Origin of the sequence: Chitinimonas taiwanensis DSM 18899 (assembly GCF_900119825.1) — a bacterium.
GTDB classification, from domain to species: Bacteria; Pseudomonadota; Gammaproteobacteria; order Burkholderiales; family Chitinimonadaceae; genus Chitinimonas; species Chitinimonas taiwanensis.
In genome coordinates this window covers 31,938-55,646 of sequence record NZ_FPKR01000015.1, presented here as the reverse complement: position 1 = coordinate 55,646, position 23,709 = coordinate 31,938, and the positions used below count along the sequence as shown (strand labels likewise).

The 23,709-nt window shown below is 66.1% G+C and carries 18 protein-coding genes; 10 read left to right on the top strand and 8 right to left on the bottom strand.

The annotated features are described in order from the left end of the window. Positions 1-22 precede the first annotated feature (22 nt). Positions 23-1,423 carry an L-serine ammonia-lyase gene (locus BT173_RS17105; protein WP_072429889.1) on the bottom strand — a complete coding sequence of 467 codons (1,401 nt, stop codon included), beginning with the start codon at positions 1,421-1,423 and terminating at the stop codon, positions 23-25. Positions 1,424-1,553: 130 nt separating this feature from the next. Continuing rightward, the gene (locus tag BT173_RS17100) at positions 1,554-2,474 is read right to left on the bottom strand and encodes a class I SAM-dependent methyltransferase (RefSeq protein ID WP_217651501.1); all 921 of its coding nucleotides are present in this window, start codon (positions 2,472-2,474) and stop codon (positions 1,554-1,556) included. Between the two features lie 129 nt (positions 2,475-2,603). On the opposite strand from BT173_RS17100, the gene BT173_RS17095 reads away from it, so the two are divergent. Then, positions 2,604-4,940 carry a DNA internalization-related competence protein ComEC/Rec2 gene (locus tag BT173_RS17095; protein WP_072429888.1) on the top strand — a complete coding sequence of 779 codons (2,337 nt, stop codon included), beginning with the start codon at positions 2,604-2,606 and terminating at the stop codon, positions 4,938-4,940. On the opposite strand, the gene BT173_RS17090 is transcribed toward BT173_RS17095, so the two are convergent. From BT173_RS17090 to BT173_RS17080, 3 genes are all read right to left on the bottom strand, one after another. Continuing rightward, positions 4,892-5,794, bottom strand: coding sequence for a response regulator (locus BT173_RS17090; RefSeq protein ID WP_072429887.1), 903 nt, complete (start codon positions 5,792-5,794; stop codon positions 4,892-4,894). The two genes, BT173_RS17095 and BT173_RS17090, sit on opposite strands and share 49 nt — an antisense overlap. A gap of 84 nt (positions 5,795-5,878) precedes the next feature. After that, positions 5,879-9,043, bottom strand: coding sequence for a PAS domain S-box protein (locus BT173_RS17085; RefSeq protein WP_072429886.1), 3,165 nt, complete (start codon positions 9,041-9,043; stop codon positions 5,879-5,881). Between the two features lie 13 nt (positions 9,044-9,056). After that, a complete protein-coding gene (locus BT173_RS17080) occupies positions 9,057-9,827 on the bottom strand; it encodes a ParA family protein (protein WP_072429885.1) in 771 nt (256 codons plus the stop codon). Positions 9,828-9,961: 134 nt separating this feature from the next. Here BT173_RS17080 and BT173_RS17075 point away from each other — a divergent pair, with 134 nt between their 5' ends. After that, positions 9,962-11,332 carry a glycosyltransferase gene (locus BT173_RS17075; protein ID WP_072429884.1) on the top strand — a complete coding sequence of 457 codons (1,371 nt, stop codon included), beginning with the start codon at positions 9,962-9,964 and terminating at the stop codon, positions 11,330-11,332. A 6-nt stretch (positions 11,333-11,338) separates the two neighbouring features. On the opposite strand, the gene BT173_RS17070 is transcribed toward BT173_RS17075, so the two are convergent. From BT173_RS17070 to BT173_RS17060, 3 genes are all read right to left on the bottom strand, one after another. Further along, entirely contained in the window at positions 11,339-11,617 is a 279-nt protein-coding gene (locus tag BT173_RS17070) for a hypothetical protein (RefSeq protein WP_072429883.1), read from the bottom strand. A 50-nt stretch (positions 11,618-11,667) separates the two neighbouring features. Next, on the bottom strand, positions 11,668-14,346 hold the full coding sequence (locus tag BT173_RS17065) for an HAD-IC family P-type ATPase (RefSeq protein ID WP_072429882.1): 2,679 nt from the start codon (positions 14,344-14,346) through the stop codon (positions 11,668-11,670). Between the two features lie 78 nt (positions 14,347-14,424). Beyond that, positions 14,425-15,990: a hypothetical protein gene (locus BT173_RS17060; RefSeq protein ID WP_084658810.1), complete on the bottom strand. Its 1,566-nt coding sequence runs from the start codon at positions 15,988-15,990 to the stop codon at positions 14,425-14,427. A 161-nt stretch (positions 15,991-16,151) separates the two neighbouring features. On the opposite strand from BT173_RS17060, the gene BT173_RS17055 reads away from it, so the two are divergent. The 8 genes from BT173_RS17055 (at position 16,152) to BT173_RS17020 (ending at position 23,524) form a co-directional block, all read left to right on the top strand. Continuing rightward, positions 16,152-17,219 carry a serine hydrolase domain-containing protein gene (locus tag BT173_RS17055; protein ID WP_084658808.1) on the top strand — a complete coding sequence of 356 codons (1,068 nt, stop codon included), beginning with the start codon at positions 16,152-16,154 and terminating at the stop codon, positions 17,217-17,219. A gap of 11 nt (positions 17,220-17,230) precedes the next feature. Then, positions 17,231-18,016 carry a class D beta-lactamase gene (gene blaOXA, locus BT173_RS17050; RefSeq protein ID WP_072429879.1) on the top strand — a complete coding sequence of 262 codons (786 nt, stop codon included), beginning with the start codon at positions 17,231-17,233 and terminating at the stop codon, positions 18,014-18,016. Positions 18,017-18,162: 146 nt separating this feature from the next. Next, positions 18,163-20,052 carry a molecular chaperone HtpG gene (htpG, locus tag BT173_RS17045; RefSeq protein ID WP_072429878.1) on the top strand — a complete coding sequence of 630 codons (1,890 nt, stop codon included), beginning with the start codon at positions 18,163-18,165 and terminating at the stop codon, positions 20,050-20,052. 223 nt (positions 20,053-20,275) lie between these two features. Further along, a complete protein-coding gene (locus tag BT173_RS17040; protein ID WP_072429877.1) occupies positions 20,276-21,031 on the top strand; it encodes a substrate-binding periplasmic protein in 756 nt (251 codons plus the stop codon). 63 nt (positions 21,032-21,094) lie between these two features. Further along, positions 21,095-21,778 (top strand): penicillin-insensitive murein endopeptidase, encoded by a 684-nt coding sequence (locus BT173_RS17035; protein WP_072429876.1) that lies wholly within the window; start codon positions 21,095-21,097, stop codon positions 21,776-21,778. A 13-nt stretch (positions 21,779-21,791) separates the two neighbouring features. After that, positions 21,792-22,361 (top strand): GNAT family N-acetyltransferase, encoded by a 570-nt coding sequence (locus BT173_RS17030; RefSeq protein ID WP_072429875.1) that lies wholly within the window; start codon positions 21,792-21,794, stop codon positions 22,359-22,361. 32 nt (positions 22,362-22,393) lie between these two features. Then, positions 22,394-22,810, top strand: coding sequence for a PaaI family thioesterase (locus tag BT173_RS17025; RefSeq protein WP_072429874.1), 417 nt, complete (start codon positions 22,394-22,396; stop codon positions 22,808-22,810). A 27-nt stretch (positions 22,811-22,837) separates the two neighbouring features. After that, on the top strand, positions 22,838-23,524 hold the full coding sequence (locus BT173_RS17020; protein WP_175545630.1) for a glycine-rich domain-containing protein: 687 nt from the start codon (positions 22,838-22,840) through the stop codon (positions 23,522-23,524). The last annotated feature ends 185 nt before the right edge of the window (positions 23,525-23,709 follow it).

Here is a 23,709-nt window from a genome sequence, read left to right as displayed (position 1 = left end):
TGCGGCTAGCGCCGACAGGCTGTCAGCATTCGACCACATTGACCGGCACTTCGACGATGTCGATGGCCAGTCCGCCACGCGCGGTTTCCTTGTATTTGATATGCATATCACGCCCGGTATCGCGCATGGTACGAATCACTCTATCGAGCGAGATGAAGTGCTTGCCGTCACCGCGCAAGGCCATGCGTGCCGCATTGATGGCTTTGATGCTGGCCATCGCATTGCGTTCGATGCACGGCACCTGCACTAGGCCGCCGACTGGGTCGCAGGTCAGGCCCAGATTGTGTTCCATGCCGATCTCGGCCGCGTTCTCCACCTGTTCGGGCATGCCACCCAATACTTCGCACAGCGCACCAGCCGCCATCGAGCAGGCCGAGCCGACCTCGCCCTGGCAGCCAACCTCGGCACCCGAAATGCTCGCATTGGTCTTGAACAGGATGCCGATTGCCCCGGCGGTGAGCAGGAAACGCACGATGCCGTCCTCGTTCGCGCCGGGCACGAAGTTGGCGTAGTAGTGGAGCACGGCCGGAACGATGCCGGCCGCGCCATTAGTGGGCGCCGTCACCACGCGGCCGCCGCCAGCGTTTTCCTCGTTCACCGCCAGCGCGTACAGGTTCACCCAGTCCAGCACGGTCAGCGGGTCGCGCAGCGCGGCCTCGGGCTTGCTGGATAGCTGCTGGAACAGATCGGCCGCACGGCGCCTCACCTTCATGCCGCCGGGCAGAATGCCCTCGGTCTTGCAGCCGCGCTGCACACAGGCGCGCATCACCGCCCAGATGCCAAGCAGCTTTTCGCGCACCTCGGCCTCGCTGCGCCAGGCCAGCTCGTTCTCCAGCATCAGCTGGCTGATCGATTTGCCCTCGCGCTCGCACAGGGCCAAGAGTTGCGCGCCGGTATTGAAGGGATGGGTCAGCACCTCGGCGGTCGGCGGGGTAAAGCCGCCCTCGACCGCATGCTCGTCCACCACGAAGCCGCCGCCCACCGAGTAATACGCCCGTCGCTCGATCTCACTGCCATCGGCGGCGAAGGCGGCGAAGATCATGCCGTTCGGGTGATAGGGCAACGATTTGCGCTTGTGCAGCACCAGGTGCTGCGGCTCCTCGAAGGCAATCTCGTGTGCACCCATTAGGTGCAGGCGCTTGCTGCTGCGCACCGCGGCGATCAGTGCCGGCACCGCATCGGTATCCACCAGCTGCGGCTCCTCGCCCATGAGGCCTAGCAGCACCGCGATATCCGAGCCGTGGCCCTTGCCAGTGGCCCCGAGCGAGCCATACAGCTCGGCCTTGATGCTGGCCACCTGGGCCAGCATGCCCGCGCGCTCGATGCGCTGCATGAATTGCCGCGCCGCGCGCATCGGCCCCACGGTATGGGAACTGGACGGCCCGATGCCGATTTTGAACAGGTCGAACACACTGATTGCCATGCTTGTCTCCGCCGGCCGCTCGTGGCGGCCTGTCTGATATCGCCGGCCGGTAGGTCACCGGACTGGCGCGTAGTCTAGCCGCGCCCGACTACGCTTGCACGACAGGGTTTCCCCGCAAACCAAGCAAGCGCTAGGGGCTCAGCGGCAAATAGATGTCGAAACGTACGCTATCGCCCTCCAGGCTGAAGGCGGGCTTTTCGCCCGCCAGGAGCGGCGCATGGCGCGGCCGCTTGACCGCCACGCGCTTGCTGGCCAGCGCACGAGCCGGCGCCAGCAGCGCATCGGCGTCCGCATCGGCACCCACTACCTGCTGAAAGGTGTGCATGTCCTTCTTGGACAGCGCGGACTTGGCTTTGGTCTCGGGAAACATCGGATCAAGGTAAATCACCTCGGGCCGCTCGCCACGCCAGTGGGCGAGCAGATCTGCACTACTGCCCTGATGCAAGGTCATGCGCGCGGCGATCTCGGCTACCTCGGGGTCCTGCGCGGCGCGCGCCAGGCCATCGGCCAGCAGCGCCGCCGCCACCGGCGAGCGCTCGATCAGGTCGACCCGGCAACCGAGGGTAGCCAGCACAAAGCCATCGCGCCCCAAGCCGGCCGTGGCATCCAGCACATGCGGCGTGGCACCCGCTTTCAGCCCACAGGCCTTGGCTACCCCTTGCCCCCGTCCACCGCCATGTTTGCGCCGCCAGGCCAGCGCCCCCGCCACAAAATCCACCCACACCGGCCCCGGCGCACCCTTGCCCAGGCTATGCAGGGCGAGCTTGTCACCATCCAGCACCAGCGCATGGCCGGCATCGGGCAAGGCGGCCAGCAGCGCAAAGCCATGCGAGTCCGCCAGCGCCTGCGCCTCGGCCAATCGGGCCGGGTCTGCGCAGTAGAGACCGGGCAAAGTGTTGTTGGTGGCGGAGTCGCTGCTGAAGATGGTGGACACAATAGAAGGGCGCGGTGGCTGGGTGGTATTGCCGGCGATTATCGCATTGAGGGACAGATAAGCGCTGCCGAGGAAACCCGGGCGTGCAAGTGGGGCAACACGCCTTGAGCTGATCAAGCGGCTGAATCCATCACTGTCTCCAGCGCTGCGACATCTGCCTCGTTGCCAGCAGCATGGCTGTTCAACATCCCGCCATTCAGTCGCTAGGATGAAGCAAACCATCAAATAAATGACTGAGGAGGACGCGTGCGGCTGGCCGTGCTTGCTTACGTGGCTGGCGTGCTATGTCTGCAGTGGCAGGCGCAGCTGCCGGTGTTATGGCCTTGGCTAATGCTGACCGTGGCCTGCGCACTGCTGGCGCGGCAGTGGCGGCCTGGGCGCGTGGCGCTGGTTTGCCTGTGTGCGTTCTGCCTGGGTTTTGCCTATGCGGGCTGGCGGGCGGAAAGCCGGCTTGCGCAGTGGCTGCCCGCGGCGCTGGAGGGCGAGGTGTTGAACGTACAAGGCAACGTGCTGGGGCTGCCGCAACCTTCGCGCTATGGGCCGCGTTTTCGCCTGCAAGTTACCGAGGCTCCGCCCGGCGTGCCGCCGCTTTTACTGCTGAATGATTACACTCGCCCCGCTACCGCCTGGCAGCCCGGCCAGCACTGGCAGCTGCAGCTGCGCCTGAAGCGCCCGCATGGCAGCCTGAACCCCGGTGGCAGTGATTACGCAGCCTGGCTGCTGGGCGAGGGCATAGGGGCGACCGGCAGCGTGCAAAAGCGTGGGCGACAACTGCTGGACGACTTCCAGCCCAGCCCCAGCCACTTTCTGCATGCGCTACGCGCGCGGCTGGCTGCGCACATCCAGACCAGTCTGGGCGAGCGCAGCTATACCGGGGTGATGGTGGCCCTGGTGGTGGGCGAGCAGGGCGGCATCAGCCAGGCGCAATGGCAGCTGTTCCGCGCCACCGGCATTACCCATCTGGTGTCGATCAGCGGTCTGCATGTCACGCTGCTGGCCGGCCTGTTTGGTGGGCTGGTGGGCGCGCTATGGCGGCGTTCCAGCAGGCTGACCCTGCGCTATCCAGCCCGCCATGCGGCGCTGCTGGCCGGCGTGCTGGCTGCCCTCGCCTACAGCCTGCTGGCCGGCTTTTCGGTGCCCACCCAGCGCACGCTGTTCATGCTGGGCACCGCCGCACTGGCCCTGCTCAGCGGCCGGCATCTGGCGGTGTCCACCACTTGGTGCGCAGCGCTGGCGGTGGTGATTGTGCTTGACCCCTGGGCCGTGCTGTCGGCCGGCTTCTGGCTATCCTTCCTGACCGTGGGCGCCATGCTGTGGGCGCTGAGCGGGCACCAGGGCCGCCGCTTGGACTGGCGCAGCCGGCTGCGCCAATGGGGCAATGTGCAATGGGCGGCCACGCTGGGCAGCCTGCCGCTCCTGCTGGTGCTGTTCCAACAGCTACCGCTCAGCTCGCCGGTGGCGAACGCGCTGGCCATTCCGGCCATCAGCGCCGTGGTCACCCCGCTCGCGCTGCTGGGCAGTGTGGACCCGAGCGGCCAGCTGCTTGTGCTTGGCCATAGCGTACTGGCCGCCACCCTGTGGCTGATCGGCCCGCTGGGCCAGCCGGCGGCGCTGTGGTCGCAGGCGCAGCCGCCGGCCTGGACACTGCTGCCGGCCGCGCTGGCGGTGGCGCTGCTGCTGTTGCCACGCGGCGTGCCGGGGCGCTGGTTGGCAGCGCTCTTACTCTTGCCCTTACTGCTGCCGCGCCAAACGCCCATGACGGCCGGCACCTTCCGCGCCACCGTGTTTGATGTGGGCCAGGGCCTGGCCGTGCTGGTGCAGACCCAGCAACATGCGCTGCTTTTCGATGCCGGACCGGAGGGTGGCGGTGGGCGCGTGGTGCCGGCCGGGCTGCGCGCGCTGGGCGTACGGGCGCTCGATGTGCTGATGCTCAGCCATGACGATGGCGACCATACCGGCGGTGCCGCCGCCCTGCTGGCCGAGCTGCCGGTGCATACCCTGCACGGCGCGCTACCGCGTTCCCTGTTGCACAGCGCGCTGCCCGCGCGCCAGCTACCCTGCCAGGCCGGCCAGCACTGGGTGTGGGATGGGGTGGTGTTTACGCTGCTGCACCCGACGCAGGCGGCGGACGGCGAGGATGACAATGCGCGCAGCTGTGTGCTGCGCATCGCGGGGCCGGGCGGCAGCCTGCTGATTCCCGGCGATATCGGCCGGCGCGAGGAAGCGGACTTGGTGGCGGCGCACAGCGCGCTGGACAGCGATGTGCTGCTGATGCCGCACCATGGCTCGCACAGTGCATCCTCACCCGGCTTTATCGCGGCGGTGTCGCCGCAACTGGCGCTGGCCAGCAATGGCTACCAGAACCGCTTTCGCCATCCGCGCCCCGAGGTGGTGGCGCGCTACCAGGCGGCGGGCAGCGCGGTATGGCGTAGTGATGTGGCCGGGGCGGTCACGCTGCGCTTCGATGCACAAGGTTGGTCGGCGCATAGCCAAGCAGCGCGGCAGCCGCGCTACTGGCGGCCGTCGCCGCGCGATCAGGCCAGCTTGATGGTGGCCAGCACGCGGTTGCCGGCGCCCAGATAGTCGAGCGATTCAAAGCTCATCGCACGGGCCATGGAGATGCCGCGCCCGTTTGGGTCGAAGGCGCGCGCTGGATCGAACTCCAGATACTGCTGCCATTCGAAGCCCTGGCCTTCGTCGCAGACCTCGACCTGTAGCAGATCGTCCTGACGCGCGACTTTGATGCGCACACGCTTGTCGATGAATTCGGGCTGGCGTTGGCGCGCTTCCAGGGTTTCGCGCCAGCGGCCAGTCTGCATCATGGCTTTTTTTTCGGCATAACCGAGGCCCAGATTGCCGTGCTCGATGGCATTCACCATCAGCTCGGTCAGGCCCATGGCCACCCGCTCCGGCTGCTTGCTGCCACGGCACAGCAAGCCAGCCAGGCGCTGCGCCTCATCCAGGGTGCCAAGCTGGAATTCCGCCGCCTGTAGCAGCAGCATGGCATCGAGCGGGTTCTCGGCCGCACGTTTGGCCTGGCTGTGCAGACGATGCTGGGCCACGGCCGCCGCCACGATGGCCAGCAGGATGTCGCGCTCGAAGGGCTTGGTCAGATAGTAATAAGCGCCCGCCTCCATGCCCTCGCGCACCGCCTCGGCCGAGCCAACCGCGGTCTGCATGATCACCGGCAGCGTGGACAGCTGGGCATTGGCCTGCATGCGGCGCAGCACTTCCATGCCATTCAGGCCCGGCATCATGCGGTCGAGCAGCACGGCATCGTAGCGGCGCGCGTCCTGCATCAGGCAATCCCAGGCCGCCTCGCCATCGTGGGCCATTTCGATCAGATAGCCAGCCTCGATCAAGTGCTCGGCCAGAATCTCCAGATTGAAGGGCTCATCGTCGACCAGCAGCAGCGTGGCGGGTTTGGGAGATACCATTAGCGTTTCCTTATTCCTAGCCAAGGATTTATACACCGAGATCCGCGGCCTGTCAGACAAGAATCGATCGCAAGGCCGGCGCGCTCAAGCCTGCCAGGGCAGGCAGACGCGGAAGCGTGCGCCGCCCTCGGCGCGGTTCTCCGCCATGATGCGGCCGGCATGGGCGGCGACGATCTCGCGGCAGATGGCAAGGCCCAGGCCGGTGCCGCCGGCGCCGGTATTCGTTTTCGAGCTTTGCACGAATTTGTCGAAGATCAAGCCCAATTCCTCGGGCGGAATGCCGACCCCGGCGTCCTCCACCATCAGCTGCAGTTCCTTGCCGGCGTTTTCGGCGCGCAGGATGATCTGTGCACCATCCGGGCTGTAGCGCAGCGCATTGCCGACCAGGTTACGCAAGACCTGGCCCAGGCGCAGCGCATCACCACGCAGGGCGGGCAGATCGGGGTCGACGGCCAGCACAATCTCCACCCCGCGCGGGCGGGCCAGCGGGGCGAATTCCTCAGCCACCTCGCGCAGGAGCGGCTGCACATCGAGCATGCGCATCTCATAGCGCATCTTGCCGGCCTCGAGCTTGGACAGGTCGAGCAGATCGTTGAGGATGTGCAAGAGGCGCTGGCCACTGCTGCGGATGCGGCTGAAATAGTGGCCGAGCTTCTCGTCGGCCAGGCTCTCGGCGCGCCGCTCGCCCAGTTCGGCAAAGCTGAGCACCGCATGCATGGGCGTGCGCAGCTCGTGCGACATATTGGCCAGGAATTCGGACTTGGCATGGCTGGCCGCCTCGGCCAGTTCCTTGGCACGGTGCAGCGCCTCCTCGGCCGCGCGCCGCTCGCCGATATCCTGAAATACCCAGATCGAACCGGCCTGCGGGTCGTTCGGGTCGATGGCCTTACCAAACGCTTCGCACAGCACCAGCCAGCCATCGGCCGCGCGGTAGCGCACTTCCACCCGCACCACGCCGCCCTCGCGTAGCGGCGGGTAGGCGATCTTGCCAATGCGCTCGAACTCGGCGTCATCATCGTGCAGCTTGCGCATCGAGGCGCCGATCAGCTTGTCGGCCGGGTAGCCGAACAGGGTCACGAAGGCCTGGTTGACGGCCAGGATGTGCCGGCGCGCCAGAAACAGCGTTGGCAAGGGGCTGGCGGCAAACAGGGTATCGAGTTCGGCGGTGCGCTCGCGCACCAGCTCAGCCAGATGGTCGCGATGACGGATCAGCTCGGCCTCGATCGCCTTGCGGGTGGTGATATCACGCACCATCAGCAGCCATTCGCCTTCGCTGGCCGGGGTCAGGCGTGCCTCGAACTGGCGTAGGCCGCTGGGCAGACCCAGGCTGTATTCAAAGCTGTGCAGGCGCACACCCTTGGGTTGGGCCAGCGCCTCCTGCAGGGGCAGCACCAGTGACTGCGGCAGGCCAAGCCGGTAATGCTGGCCCACGCACTCGGGCGTCAGGCCGAATTCGCCCCCCCCAGCCTGGGCGCGACAGTCCATGACCTTGCCCTCGGCATCGAGCTGCAGCATCAGATCGGGAATCGCCTCCAGAATCGCCACATTGCGGATTTCCGCGCGCAGGCGTGCCTCCTCGGCCCGCTTACGTTCGCTGATATCAAGCAGCGAGCCGGCCAGCGCCGGCTGGCGGTTCAGCACCGTGGGGCGCGCGCTGAGCAGCGCATAGAAGCTGCTACCATCGGGGCGCTGCATAAGCAGCTCGCTCGGGCGGCCGCCCGATTCCACCGGGTCGAGCACCAGGGCCAGCGCAGCCTGCCAGCCCGGCGTGACCAGTTCCTCCAGGCTGCTGCGCAACATCATCTCGGCCGGCATGCGCCCAAAGCAGGCGGCGAAGGCGGCGTTCACATACTGGAGTTTGCCGTCCTGCAGCAGATAGATGCCGACCTGGGCGGTATCCAGAATCGCGCGGTATTTCTGCTCGCTCTCAAACAACAGCCGCTCGGCATGCCGACGCTCGCTGTTATCGCACAGGATGAGGATGCGCACGCCGTCGTCCTGCACCGCACTGCTGCGCAATAGCACCGGGAACATGCTACCGCCGCTTCGCCGCGCCAGCTGCGCCTCCTCGGGCGGCTCGGCGGCCAGGTTCAGCTCGGGCAGCAGCAGTGGCAGATTAATGCCCGCCAGCTGCTCGGGCGGATAGCCGAACAGCTGCGCGGCGGCCGGATTGGCCTGCTGCACGTGGCCCAAATCGTCGACAAGCAGGATGGCCTCGCGGCTGGTCTCCAACAGCGCATGCAGGCGCTGCTGGTTGCGCAGCGTGTCGGGCGAGGGCTGTGGGCTGGGCGGCTCGACCAGGCGCAGCAACTCGGCCTTGGCACGCCGCTGCCCCCACCAGACCATGGCCAGGTGCAGCCAGAGCACCAGGCCAGCCAGGCCTATCATCCAACCGACCTCGGGCGCGATCAGGCCGGGTACCGCATTCCGATAACTGGCCAGGCGCCATTGCCGCCCGGCCAGCTCGATGCGGCGCTCGGCCAGCAGCGGGCCGCTCGGGCGCAGCGTGCTCAGCTGCAGGCCCAGCACCTCGCCAGCCTGGCTCACATCCTCGGCCACATCCAGCCAACCATGGGTTTCCGACATATGGCGCAGCAGCTGCGCGGGCACCAGCACGCTGCCCAAGAGGCGGCCCTGACCCTGCGTGCGTTGCCAGCTCAGCGCCAGCACCGCCATCTCGCCGCTCTCCAGCCGGAATGGGCGTGATAGCGCGCGCTGGCCAGGCTGGCCGGCCAGGGTGTCGGGGATCAGGTCGAATTCGGCCGATAGATCAAGCCCGAGGCCAAAGCGTGCGCTGGCCGAGGGGTCGCCATACACGACCGGTAGGAAGTCCAGCCATTCGGTGGAGCGCAGACGCAGACGCTGGCTGCTGGGGCTGCGGAATAGCAGCGAATAGTTCGGGTAGAGCTCGCGCCAGCGCTGCTCGAAAGCATCGCGCCCGGCCGCGCTGACCGGCTCGGCCACGAACAGGTCCTGCACGCCGGCCGTGGCCTGCAGCGCGCGCTTGAGCTGCTGAAAGTGCGCGGGCTGCGGGCGTGGCTGGCTGGCCAGCAGCGCTTCCAGCGCATCCAGGCCATGCAGGGCACGGCGCAGAATGGCCTCCTGCTGGGCCAGATGCTGGTTGGCCAGCGTACGCTGCTGGGCCAGCTGCCGCTCCAGATCACGCTCGGCCAGAATCAACCACAGCGCAGCCGTCAGCAGGCCGAAGGCCAGCAGGGCAGTCAGTAGCCGGGGCGTACGGTTGCGCATGGCCGGGGCGGAATCAGGCGGCGTCCAGTTCCTGATGCAGGGCCAGGAACTCCTGGCTCAGCTTGTGGCGGGCATCTAGGTGCACCATGGGCAGGCCGCGCTGATGCGACTCGCGGATCTTGATCGAGGAGGACAGATGGGTGTTCAGCACCGGCAGCCCCTCCTCGCGCAGCGCATCGACCAGCTGCTTGGGCAGGCTGGCGCGTGGCTGGAACTGATTGACCACAATGCCCTCAATACGAAGAGCGTCGTTGTGATCGGCGCGGATCTCGGCCACGTTCTCCATCAACGTATACAGTGCCTGACGCGAGAAATCGTCGCAATCAAACGGAATCAGGCAGGCATCGGCAGCGATCAGCGCCGATTGAGTGAAGAAGTTATAAGCCGGCGGGGTATCCATCACGATCACCTCGAACTCCTTGCCCAGCTCGTTCAAGGTATCGCGCAGCTTGTAGATCTTGTGACGCGATTCGAGCTTGGACTGCAGTTCGCCGATCTCGGGATGCGAAGGGATGATGAATAGATTCTCGAAGCGGGTCGGGTGTACGAAGGCGCTGGCCGGCTTGGAAAACAGGCTGAAGTTCAGCGTCTGCTCGAAGTAATCGGCCAGGGTGGGGCTAGCCGTCTTGGCCGCCTCGCCGAGCAGATAGCGGCTGGCATTGCACTGCGGGTCGATATCGATCAGCAGGGTCTTCTTGCCCTCATGCGCGGCAATCGCAGCCAGATTGACCGCGATCGTCGATTTTCCCACCCCGCCCTTCTGGTTGAAGATCACCCGCTTCATGGTTCCCGCCTCCGCAATGTGTTGAGTTTGCGGGGATTCTAGCAGTCGAATGTGTAGGCACGTGGGCGCCATGGCCGCGCAGTGTGGCGCTTTGGCGTTTATCTGTCGTATTTAGGAAATAGAAGGAAACAGCGATGTTGAGCGTAGTCATTCCCATCCTGAACGAGGCGGACACGATTGCCGATGTGGTGCGTTTCGCGCGGCGCAATCCGCTGGTCGATGAAGTACTGGTCATCGACGATGGCTCGACCGATGAATCAGCCAGCCTGGCCTTGGCCGCCGGCGCCCAGGTCTTCACCAGCAGCATGCTGGGCAAGGGCGTATCCATGCACGACGGCCTGATGCTGGCGCGCAATGACTATGTGGCCTTTCTGGATGGCGATCTGCGCGGCCTGGACGAGACGCTGCTCGACCAGCTGTATGCGCCCCTGCAGGACGGGGCCGACTTCGTCAAGGCGCGCTTCGGTCGCAGTGGCGGCAGGGTGACCGAGCTGACCGCCAAGCCGCTGCTGAAGGCCTTCTTCCCCGAACTGAGCAGTTTTCAGCAGCCCTTGGGCGGCATCGTGGCCGGGCGGCGTGACTTTCTGCTCGGGCTCGATATCGAAGATGGTTATGGCGTCGATATCGGCTTGCTCATCGATACCCATCTGGCCGGCGCGCGCATCGTGGAAGTGAATGTCGGCCAGATCGAGCATGACCCGCAGCCGCTGGCCAATCTGGCGCGTATGGCCACCGAGGTATCGCGGGTGATCTTCGACCGTGCCGAGCAAGCCGGCCGCTACGATATCGCCACCCTGCGCGCGGCGGCCGAGGAAGAGCGCCAGCTATCGGCCGAGATCGAGCAATTGGCTGCCCGCGTGCGCCTGTCCAGCAAGCTTGCGCTGTTCGATATGGACGGCACGCTGCTGGAGGGCCGCTTTGCCCTAGAACTGGCGCGTGCCACCGGGCGCGAAGCGGCGCTACTGCGTCATCTCGACCAGCCACAAGCCGATGCCGCCACCCGTTCGAGCGCGATTGCCGCGGTGTTCAAGGGCGTGCCGCAAAGCGAATTCATCCGCGTGGCGAAGACCATGCCGCTGCGCAGCGGTGCCGCACAAACCCTTATCGAACTGAAAAAGCGCGGCTACACGGTGGGCGTGGTGTCGGACAGCTATTTCATTGCCGCCGAAGTGGTGCGCCGGCGCGTGTTCGCCCACTTCGGCCTGGGTCACATCATGCAGTTCGAACAACGCCAGGCCACCGGCCAGCTGCGCATCAATCCCTTCTTCCAGGCCAGCCACGGCTGCCAGCTGCACCCGGTGTGCAAACGCAATGTGCTCAGCCATCTGGAAAACATCGCCGGCCAGCGTTTCGAACAGGTGTTGGTGGTAGGGGATGGCGATAACGATCTTTGCCTCTTGCGCGCTGCGCACAGCGGCTTCGCCATCGGCGAGCGCTCGCCCGCTCTGCGCGCGGCGGCCAAGGCCCATCTGAGCGATCTGCCCGCCCTGCTGGACCTGTGCTGAGCCGGTTCAGGGCTTACGCAGCCAGTGCCGAAGCGGCGCCATCGGCAAGAGGCTCAGGCCGAGCAGACCACCGACCAGCAGCATGCCGCGCGCGCCCTCGGCGCCCGCCCCCGTCGTGCCCGATACCCCGACCCCGGCCAGCAATACCACGCCGCCGACGATCAGGATCAGGTAGCTGGCCAGGAGTGCCAGGCTGAAGAACAGCCACGGTTTGCGCAGGCTGGACTGCCCGCTGAGGGTCACCATCAATACGATCAGGCCGGGTAAGAACGCTAGCAGCAACATCTATCCACTCTCAATCTGTGCACGCGCGCGCCCTGGCCCGCCCAATCGGGCTAGGACCGCATTGCGTGCCAGTATCGCCCAAGCGCCTTCTCGCACTCCACCGCGATGAACACGCCCGCCGCCAGCAGGCCGATGCGTGCCCAGGCGGCGAGATCAAGCGGGGCGACTTCAAACAGCCGGTTCATCGGCCCCCAGTAGCTGAACAGCAGCTGGGCCGGGATCAGCGCGGCCAGCACCCACCAGATGGCCGGGTTGCCGCGCAGCACATGGGCGCCGAGCGCGCTGGCGCGCAGATAGCGGCTATTGAACAAATAGGCGATTTCGCCGGCCACCAACACATTGACCGCCGCATTGCGTGCGGCCGCCTCACTCATGCCGCGCGCCAGTTCCCAGTGGAACAGACCCATGGCCACGGCCGCGATCAGCACCGACACATAGAACACGCGCCAGAGCAGAAAGCCATCCAGTAGGCCCGCGCTAGCCGGACGTGGCGGGCGCTGCATGACATCGGCCTCGGGCGGTTCGAAAGCCAGCGCCAGCGCCAGGGTCACCGCGGTGATCATATTGATCCACAGGATCTGCACCGCGCTGATCGGCAGCTGCATGCCCAAGAGCACGGCCGCCACTAGTACCAGGGCCTCAGCACCATTGGTGGGCAGGATGAAGCGGATCGCCTTCTTCAGATTGTCATTGATCACCCGCCCCTCACGCACCGCGGCCACCAGGGTGTCGAAGCGGTCATCGGTCAGCACCATGCCGGCCGCCTCGCGCGCGGCCTCGGTGCCCTTCTGGCCCATGGCCACGCCGATATCGGCCTGCTTGAGCGCCGGCGCGTCATTCACCCCGTCGCCCGTCATCGCTACAGCGGCGCCGCCGGCCTGCAGTGCCGCCACGATGCGCAGCTTGTGCTCGGGGCTGGCGCGCGCAAACACCTCGGTTTCCTGCACAGCCAAGGGCCAGTCAGCCGCGGGCAGCGCATCGAGCTGCTGGCCGCTCAGCACCCGCCCATTGCGGGCGAAACCGAGTTCGCGGGCAATGGCCAGCGCAGTATCAGGCCGATCGCCAGTAATCATCTTGATGCCCACCCCGGCGCCCTGGCAGGCCGCCACCGCCTGGCGCGCTTCCTCGCGCGGCGGGTCCTGCATGGCCACGAGGCCCAGCAAGACAAAGCCCTCATCGAGATCAGCAAAGCTCAGCTCGCGCTGGGCCGTGCTGCGCATGGCCAGCGCCAACAGACGCATGCCCTGGCCGGCCAGGATATTGGCGCGCGTCTGCCAGGCGTCCAGCTGCAAGGGCTGAGCGCCGCCCGACTGCCAGGCGCGCTCGCAGCGCGGCAGCACCTGCTCGGGCGCGCCCTTGAGCCAGATATGGCCATGGCCGGCGTGGTCATGGTTGAGGCTGGCCATCAGCCGATGTTCGGGGTCGAAGGGAATCACATCGCTGCGTGGGCAGGCCTCGCGCTCGTAGGCAGGCTGCAGGCCGAGCTTGCAGGCCAGCACCACCAGCGCCGCCTCAGTCGGGTCGCCCACTGGCTGCCACTCGCCGTCCTGTTCGCGCAGATCGGCGTCATTACAGAGCAGCGCCGCGCGCGCGATCAGCTCGGCCACCGGCGGCATGCCGAGCCGGCCTTGGGCATCGCTCAGCCCACCATGCGGCGCATAACCGAGGCCGCTGAGCTGGTAATCGCCCTCGGCGGTCAGCAGCGCGCGCACGGTCATCTCATTGCGGGTCAGCGTGCCGGTCTTGTCGGTGCAGATGGTGGACACGCCGCCCAGGGTTTCCACCGCCGGCAGGCGGCGCACAATGGCGCGCTGGGCGGCCATGCGCCGCACACCCAGCGCCAGGGTGATGGTCACGATGGCCGGCAGGCCTTCCGGTATCGCTGCCACGGCGAGGCCAACCACGGCGATAAATAGTTCATCGGCCGGCAGGCCATGCACAAGGCGGCCGACCGCAAAGGTCAGCAACGCCAGCAACAGGGTGGCCAGCGCCAGCTGGCGGCCAAAACGCGCCAGCGCCAGGGTCAGCGGCGTATCCAGGCTATGTGCCTCGGCCACCAGCTGGCCGATGCGGCCGATCTCGGCCGCTGGGCCAGTGGCCACCACCACACCCAGGCCCTGGCCGCGCCGCAGCAGGCTGCCCGACCAAAGCTGGCAGCGCCGCTCGGCCAGCGCGGTATCCGGCGCGCAGGGCGTCGCGCTTTTTTCCACCGGCAGCGATTCTCCGGTCAGCGCGGCCTCGTCGGCCAGCAGCTGGTAGGCCTCGATCAGGCGCAGATCAGCCGGCACGCGGTCGCCCGCCTGCACCAGCACCACATCGCCCGGCACCAGCTGCTCGGCGGCGATACTCTGGCGCTGCCCGTCACGCAGCACCAGTGCTTCGCGGGTCAACAGGCTGCGTATGCCATGCAAAGCCGCCTCGGCGCGGCCTTCCTGCAGAAAACCGACCTGGGCATTGATCAGCACCACGGCGAAGATCACCACCGCGTCGAGCGCATGGCCAAGCAAGGCGGTGATCAAGCCGGCGGCCAGCAATACATAGATGAGCACATTGTCGAGCTGGCCCAGCCAGCGGCGCATTGCGCTACGCCGCGCAGGCTCGGGCAGCGCATTCGGACCATGCACGCGCAGCGCCTGCGCAGCGGCGGCGCTACTGAGGCCGGCTGGCTGGCTGGCCAGGCGTGCCCATACCTCGTTCAGGTCCAGACTGTGCCATGGGGGCTGCTGCATGCCGGCTCCTTGCCTCTAAGCGGCACCATGCCGCCAGGCCAGCATAGACGGCCGCGCCACGCCCGGCCTTGCGGCAAATCAAGTGGCTGAAGTGCTGTGCAGCAGCGGCAGCTGGCGGCAGCAGGACTGGAAATAGGCGCGGTCGGACAGTGGCAGGCCGTGCATTTCCTGCGCCAGACGCTGCAGCGAGGTCTGTGCGGCGGCATCCTGGCCGGCGTGGGCGGCGTACCACGCATGTTCCAGCCACAGGCCGCAGCGCTGCAGCAGGCTGTAGCGCGCGCGGCCCTCGGCCAGTTCGGCCAGCAGGCTTTCCGCCAGGGTCAGCCAGCTGGCGGGCAGCAGTGCCTCGGCCTCTATCCAGGGCAAGGCGCCCGCCTGGCGGTGGATATCGGCCGGGCTGATCGGCTGGTAGGCATGAAAGGCGGCGCGGCTGGGTTCGGCCTGGCGCGGGCATTGGCCGCGCGCGATGCGCATCAGATAGATGGCATTCCAGGCCGACGGGCCGCCACCCGCGCAGCGGCACAACCATTCGCTCAACAGCAGCCAGCGCAGCGCCTCCGGCCCGGCACTGCTGGGCTCGCCACACAGGCCTTCGCCGGCAAACAGCCAGATCGCCATACCGATATTGGCCGCCACCTGCTGGGCCGCATCGAAGGAGCCGAATTCGAAGGCGGCCTCCAGTGCACGGCCGAAGTAATCGAGTGCGCTGGCCGCTTCCTGGCGGCGCAGCGCCAGGTCCGGCCCCTGCCCATTCAGCACGCGTGCACGGCTGATCAGCGCGGACAGGTTGTACCACTCGAAACGGATGCGCGGATGGTGGCGCACCACCGAGGCGCGGGGTTCGGCCGCGCGCATGCCGGCCAGAATCGCCTCGGCCTGGCCGGCCTCGCGCTGGCCCCAGGCCACCCAGGCGGACAGGATTTGCTCCATGGCATCCAGATAACCGCTTTCCCCCTCGCCACCATCCTTGAGCGCACGGCGCAGCTGGCTCAGGGTCTGGCGCGCCGCGCCCAGATCATCAAGGCGGCGCCAGACACTGGCCTCGCCGAGCGCGGCTAGCGCCTGCTGCAAGCCGGCCTCGGCCAGCACGCCGGCCGCCTTGAAACCGGCCAGGGCACCACGCTGGCTGGCCAGGCCCTGCGCATCCAGCCGCGCCAGCAGATGACCCTGGCGCAGGTCCTGCTGGGCGGCGGCCAGCGCCAGCCAGAAATCTACGCCACGGACGCTGGCCATGCCGGCCTCGGCATCGGGACTTTCCTGGCCCAGGAAATCGGCCACTTCCGAGGGCGTGGCAGGGCGGCCTTCCACCAGCAGGCGCAGCTGGGCCGCCTCGGCCTGGGCCAGCCAGAACGGGCCCTGGCTGCGCCCGGCCGGATTGAGAAAGCGCGGGTCGCGCCCAGCATCGTCACCCCAGCCGGCGCGTACGCCCCAGCGGGCGAAGTCGCGGTAGGCGCGGCTGACCAGCATGCGCAGGCTGCGCGTATCGGCGAACTGCTGACGCAGCTCGGCCAAGCGCAGCACGCCGGCACCGCCGCTGAGCTGGCTGGCCTGGCACAGGCGCACCAGCAGCCATAGCGACTGGTAGGCCGCGCGTTGACCCTGCACGGTTTGCGGGGCAGTCAGTTCGATATCCAGCACGGGCATGGGGACAAGGTGAAGAAAACAGGCGCGCATTGTGCGCCGAATTTCCTGGCCCAAGCGCCTTGCGTTACAGACGTTACAGCCGTGGCTGGCGTGGCGGCCGTGCCAGTCGGCAAGCCTGGACACGCCGCCTAGCATGGCGGTCATTCAATCGGAGCCTCTCCATGCCCAAACGATACGCAAGGATGTGTCTGCTTAGCCTGCTGCCCGGCCTGGCCCTGGCTGGTCCGGCCGAGGACCAGCTGGTCCAGCGGCTGGATGCCCTGCTGGCCGCCCAGCCCGCCTTCAGCGGCGAGCTGCTGCTGGTGCAGGGCGAGCAGACGCTTTACCAGCGCAGCCAGACCCCGGTGGAGCGCAGCGATGCACCGCCACCCGACCGGCCCTACCAATACCGGGTTGGCTCGATTAGCAAGCAGCTGACCGCCGTACTGGTGCTAAGCGCCGCGGCCAAGGGCCAGCTCGACCTGGAGCAGGCACTGGACAGCGAGCTGACCCGCCTGCCGGCGGGTGCGCACAACACGGTCAGCGCCGCGCAGCTGCTCAACCACAGCGCCGGACTTATCGAGCCGGGCCAGCCGCCGCAGTTCGTGCCGGGCAGCCGCTTTGCGTATGCCAACCATGGCTATGTGCTGCTGGGCGAGTGGCTAAGCCGGGTTACCAGGCAAAGCTATGCGGTACAGGCCAATGCGCTGCTGGCGCGCTGCCAGATGCACCAGAGCACCATGCCCGCCCCCGCTACGGCCGCCGAGCGGCGCCAGCGCTACCCACAGCTGCGCGATGGCTATGTGCAGCGCGGCACGGCCGCCGCCGAAAGGCTGGAATGGGATATCACGCCAGCACAGCATGCTTCCGGCGGCCTGCTGGCCAGCGCGGCCGACCTGGTGCGCTGGAACCGCTGCCTGCACGCCGGACCGGCCCTGGCACCCGCGCAATATGCCTACCTGACCACGCCGCGCATCGAGCGGCCGCATCGCTGGGGTCTGCTTGGCTACGGCGCCGGCCTACAGGTGCTGCAGCGCGATGGCTTGCTCGAGTACAGCCATGGCGGCTATGTGCCCGGCTATATGAGCACCCTGCTCTATTACCCCAGTCAGTCATTCAGCGTGGTCGTGCTGGAAAACACCAGCTACCCCGAGCGCGATATCGCGCAGGCCTATGCACTGCATGACCAGGTTCGTCTGCTGGCGCGCGACTACCTGCGCGCAGGCGCTCCCCTTTCCCCGCAACCCTAAGGACCGTCCCCATGCGTCATCTATTCACCCTCTTGCTCAGCCTCTGCCTGCCTGCGTTGGCGCAGGCGGAAACCCACACCAGCGCCGTCGACCTCGGCGAGCACTTCCGTGCCCTCGGCCTGCGCGGCACCTTCGTGCTGTACGAGCCGGCCAGCGAGCGGCTGCAGGTGTATCAGGCCGAGCGCGCCGCCACACGCTACACCCCTGCCTCAACCTTCAAGGTCTTCAACACCCTGGCCGGGCTGGACAGCGCGGCCGTGCGCGATGTGGACGAGGTGTTGCCCTATGGCGGCAAGCCGCAGTGGATGAAGGTGTGGGAGCGCGATATGGGCTTGCGCGAGGCGATGCGCCTCTCGAATGTGCCGATCTACCAGGAAGTGGCACGCCGCGTGGGCGCCACGCGCATGCAGGCCTATCTGCAGAACGTCGGCTACGGCAATGCCCAGATGGGCAAGGAGATCGACCGCTTCTGGCTGGATGGCCCGCTGGCCATCTCGGCCATCGAGCAGACCCAGTTCCTTGCGCGCCTTGCCCAGCGGCAGCTGCCCTTCAGCCAGGCGGCCATGCAGGCCACAGAGGAGATCATGCAGATCGACCGCAGCCCTGAGTACACGCTGTATGCCAAGACCGGCTGGGCAGCCAATAGCCAGCCCGGCGTGGGTTGGTGGGTGGGCTGGGTGGCGCGTCAGGGCAAGTTGTACAGCTTTGCGCTGAATGTGGACCTGCGCGCACAGGGCGATGTCGACAAGCGCATTCCGCTTGGCCGCCGTTGTCTGCAGGCACTGGGCGTGCTGTAGGCGCTGGTCGCGCAGCCCCAGGCGTCAACGCCTCGCGGGCTGCGTATCGCTTGCGGTGCTTTGTACAAGCTGCTCTTGAAATCAGCCCGGGCGTACCTATCTAGCGGCCAGAGCATTAAAACCCCAGTCGTAACGAGGTGATTGATATGAGCAAGCAAACCCTGGGCTTCCAGGCAGAAACCAAACAACTGCTGCAGTTGATGATTCACTCCCTGTATTCGAACAAGGAGATTTTCCTGCGCGAGCTGGTCTCGAACGCCAGCGATGCCTGCGACAAGCTCAAGTTCGAATCGCTGAACAATGACGCGCTGTACGAGGGCGATGGCAGCCTGCATATCGACGTCAGCTTCGACAAGGATGCGCGCACCGTCACCATCGCCGACAACGGCATCGGCATGACGCGCGACGAGGTGATTGCCAATATCGGCACGATCGCGCGCTCGGGCACCAAGGAATTCTTCGGCAAGCTGTCGGGTGACGCACAGAAGGATGCCAATCTGATCGGTCAGTTCGGCGTGGGCTTTTACTCGGCCTTTATCGTAGCCGACCGCGTGACGCTGACCACCCGCCGCGCCGGCGAGACCAGCGCCACGCGCTGGGAAAGCGAAGGCGCCGGTGAGTTCAGCATCGAGGACGTGGAAAAGACCGGGCGCGGCACTGAGATCGTGTTGCATCTGAAGGAAGGCGAGGACGAGTTCCTCGACGACTGGCGCCTGAAGTCCATCATCAAGAAGTACTCGGACCACATCACCCTGCCCATCCGCATGAAGAAGGGCAATAGCTACGGCGAGAACGGCGAGGTGATCGTCTCGGACGAGCTGGAAACCGTGAACAAGGCCAATGCGCTGTGGACGCGCAGCAAGAACGACATCTCGGAAGACGAGTACAAGCAGTTCTACAAGCATGTGAGCCACGACTGGGAAGAGCCACTGGCCTGGAGCCATGCGCGCGTGGAAGGCCGTCAGGAATACACCGAGCTGCTCTACATCCCCAAGCGCGCGCCCTTCGATCTGTATGAGCGCGAGCGCCGCCATGGCGTGAAGCTGTTCGTGAAGCGCGTGTTCATTCTGGAAGACGCCGAGAAGCTGCTGCCGCAGTACCTGCGCTTTATCCGCGGCGTGATCGACAGCAATGATCTGCCGCTGAACGTGAGCCGCGAAATCCTCCAGCACAGCAAGGATATCGAGCAGATCAAGGCAGGCTGCGTGAAGAAGGTGCTCGGCCTCTTGGAAGACATCGCCGAGAACCGTCAGGACGACTACGCGAGCTTCTGGAAGGAATTCGGCAAGGTGGTCAAGGAAGGCGTAGGCGAAGACCACGCCAATAAGGAACGCATCGCCGGCCTGTGCCGCTTTGCCACCACCGCCACCGATTCGGAAGCGCAAACCGTGTCGCTGAAGGACTACCTCGGCCGTATGAAGGAAGGCCAGGACAAGATCTACTACGTGACCGCCGACTCGTTTGGCGCGGCCAAGAACAGCCCGCACCTGGAAATCTTCCGCAAGAAGGGCATCGAGGTGCTGCTGCTGAGCGACCGCGTGGACGAGTGGTTCGTGTCCAGCCTGAGCGAATTCGAGGGCAAGGAGCTCGCCTCGGTGGCCAAGGGTGGCCTGGACCTGGGTGCGCTGGAAGACGAGGCCGAGAAGAAGGAACAGGAAGCCAAGGCGGATGCCTTCAAGGAGCTGGTCGAGAAGGTGCAGGCCACGCTGGGCGAACGGGTCAAGGAAGTGCGCATTACCCACCGTCTGACCGACAGCCCGGCTTGCCTGGTGGCCGACGAGCATGCGATGAGCGGCAATATGGAGCGCCTCCTGAAGTCCATCGGCCAGAATGTCGGTGGCTCCAAGCCGATTCTGGAAATCAACCCCGACCATGTGCTGGTGGGCAAGCTGAAGGCCGAGGCGGCTGGCGAGCGCTTCGAGGACTGGGCGCACATCCTGTTCGACCAGGCCCTGCTTGCCGAAGGCGGCACATTGGAAGACCCGGCCGGCTTCGTGAAGCGCCTGAATGGCCTGATGCTGGCCATGTCGCACTAAACGTCCTCCCTCGGGCGGGCCGACCCAAGCCGATACCGTGAATGCACGGTATCGGCTTTTTTCTGGCCAACTGCGTGCGCCTGGCGCTGCGCCTGCCGATCATCCGAAGCGGGTGCCCAGCTGGCATGGTGCGGGCAGTCTGAACTAGACTGAAGCGATAACAGCCACTGCCCGGCGAGGCAGACAGCCCGGAGGAGAGAACCGTTTTCCCTGGGAGCTTGTCATGTTGCGCCACTTACTCCCCCTGATGCTGCTGGCCGGCGCCTTGGCCGGCGAACTCCCCATCCTGCGAACCACGGCCCAGGAAGATGCGCGCCCGCGTTATCTGCCGCTGGCACCCGGCCAGAGCATGGCTGGCGGCTATTGCGCCGAGGTACTGCTCGCACTGAACCAGATCGATCCCGGCCTGCGTTTCAGCGGTCTTGAGCAGACCATGCCGGTCAACCGCATGCTGGCCCTGTTGCAAAGCGGCCAGCTCGATATCTTCGCTTGCCTGAGCAAGACGCCGGAGCGCGAGGCAACGATACGTTTCCTCGAGCCGCCCATCCTCGAACTGCATAACCGCTTGGCCGTGCGTGCCGACGATCCGATACAGATCCGCAATCTGGATGAGCTGCGCGCACTGGGCAAGGACGGTGTGATCCTGGTCAACCGCGGCAGCGGCTCGGCGATGTGGTTGCAGTCACAACCCGGCCTACACATTGACGGTAGCGGCTATGACCAGCCGGATAATCTGAAGAAGCTGCTGGCCGGCATGGGGCGTTTCTACTTCCGGCACGACTTCGGCCTGCAGGCCGAGATTGCTGCGCTCAAGCTCCAGCAGCGTGTGCGCATCCTGCCCATCGTGCTCAATACCCAGCAGCAATACTTGGCCATACAACGCGGCCTGCCGCTGGAAACCCAGCGCCGCATCGAGGCCGCGCTGCAGCAATTGCACCTCTCGGGCGAGTTGGCCCGCCTGCGCGCGCGCTATCCCTAGTCGCCCACTTGCAGCGGCAAACATGGCAAGCTGGCGGCCCATCCGCCAGCCCCCCGTATTGCCATGCCCATGCCATCCCGCCTGCTTGCCCTGCTCGGCATTTGCCTGTTGCTTGTTCCAGCCAGTGCCAGCCAATGTTTCGGTACGGTCAGCCGTGGACGCATCGAAGGCAGCGTACGCCTGCCCATCAGTGGCCCCAATTTCCACAGCTATAGCCGCCTCGCGGCCGCAGCCGGGCGCACCCATGTGCACGAGAAGGTGGCGGCTAGCGTACTGGCCGCCTATGTCGCGCTGCAGGACAGCGCGCCGGGCAAGCACTATGTGTATGGCGAAACCGGTCTCGCCCAGGGCGGTCGCTTCGCCCCGCATCGCACCCATCAGAACGGTCTATCGGTGGATTTTTTCGTGCCGGTGCTCAATCCGTCCGGCGAGTCAGTCCCGCTGCCCACGGCCATCTCAAGCCGCTTTGGCTACGACCTGGAGTTCGATGCGCAAGGTCGGCTGGATACCTACCGGATCGACTTCCCGGCCCTGGCCGAACATCTGTACCAACTGCACCGCGCCGCGCAAAAACAGGGCATCGGCATCCAGCAGGTGATCATCGAACGCGCCTACCTGCCCGCCCTGTTCGCCACCCCGCGCGGCGCCTATCTGCGCGGACAGCTGCACTTCATGCGCGGCAAACCCTGGGTGCGTCACGACGAGCACTACCATATCGACTTCGCCCTGCCCTGCCGACCGCTCTAGACCCACTTCGCTCATGTCCGACACACAGACCCCACGCCTGAACATGGAAGTGCTGCGCCCCAGCCATGCGGCCGAGCTCTTCGACCCCTTTCAGCCGGCCGAGCTGTATCGCTACATCCCGGGAAAGCCACCCGCCACCCTGGCCGACCTGCAACGCGGCTATGGCGAGTTTGCCGCCGGCGCGCCGGCCGACAGCGGCGAGCTGTGGCTGAACTGGGTGGTGCGCGAACGCAGCTCACACCAGTGCATCGGCACACTGCAAGCCACCGTCTTTGCCGATGGCCTGCTATGGGTGGGTTATAAATTCGCGCCCGCCCACTGGGGTCAGGGCTATGCGAGTGAAGCGCTGCGCTGGCTGCTGGGTGAACTGGCCCGGCGCCTACCGGGCCGCGCCATACTGGCGGCGGCCGACCATCGCCACCTCGCCTCAATCCGCGTGCTGCAGAAGGCTGGCTTTCGTTTCTTGCGCCGCGAAGCGGCCGAACTGCATGGAGAGGCCAGTCAGGACGACATCTATCGATACCAGGCTGCAGTAACGGAGGCGGACCACGTCCAGGCTGCCAGCGCGGCGGGAAGTCGCTAAGCTGGCGCCGATCACTTAGCCCAGGACAACCCATGGCCAGCCAAGCCGAGATCGTCGCCTTTCTGGCGGCGGAGTTTCCCCAAAGTAAATGCGTGGTCGAAGCGGTCGGTGCGCGCGCGGCCACCGTGCGCCACCCGGTCGGCTTTGCCGAGCTGCGCCCAGGCGGCACCGTATCCGGCCCCGTGCTGATGACCTTGGCCGATGTGGCGCTGTACGTGGCCATCCTCGGCGAGATCGGCATCGTACCGCTGGCGGTGACCAGCAATCTGACGATCAACTTCCTGCGCAAGCCGAGCGCCGACTGCGATGTGCTGGCCGAATGCCGGCTGCTCAAGGTCGGGCGTAGCCTGATCATGGGCGAAGTCAGTCTGTACTCTGCCGGCAACACTGAGCTGGTCGCCCATGCGACCGGCACCTATGCGCTACCCAGCGCCCAACGCGGCGCCTGAAACCTTCCATCGATTGATCCGCCCACCATGCCTATTCTGCTGATCCTATTTGCCCTGCTGGTACTGTTGGTCGCCAACTGGTTCTTGCGCCGCTACCAGCGTCTGCAGCGCGATGCCTTTATCCGTCATTACAGCTTTCCGTACGGCCTGTTCGAACGGCTGCGCAAGCAGCATCCGCAGCTGAGCCTGAAGGACTGCCAGCTGGTGGCCAATGGTCTGCGCCAGTTCTTCCTCGCTCATCTGCACAGCGGCCAGCAATTCGTGTCCATGCCATCCCAGGTGGCCGACGATCTATGGCATGAGTTCATCCTCTACACGCGCAACTACCAAGCATTCTGCCAGCAGGCCTTTGGACGCTTCTTCCACCACACGCCGGCCGCCATCATGGGCAGCAGCGCAGCATCGGATGCCGGCCTGCAGCGCTGCTGGCGTGAGGTCTGCCAGGAAGAACATATCAACCCGCGCGCACCGACACGCCTGCCGCTGCTGTTCGCGCTGGACAGCAAGCTGCAGATCGTCAATGGCTACCGCTATGTACCCGACTGCAGCGGCGTGCAGCGCAGCACGGATGGCAGCAGCGCCGTGCACTGCGGCGGCGCGCTGGGCAGCTGTGGCGGCGGCGATGGTGGCAGCGACGGCTCGAGCAGCGATAGCGATGGTGGCGGCGGAGACGGCGGTGGCTGTGGGGGTGGTTGCGGCGGCGGGGGCGATTAGCCCCTACCGCTGGTCGAAAACTTCGCATTTGCGCGGAGCGGCAGCGCGCTTTTCATACGCCGGTAGCGTGCCCACCTCCACCATGCGTGGTGCTGCACGACGGCTGCACGCGTCAATGATAGCCATTTGCTATTTAAATTTTTAAAACAATCAATTTGAGCAATGTTTGCTCAGCACCTATAGTT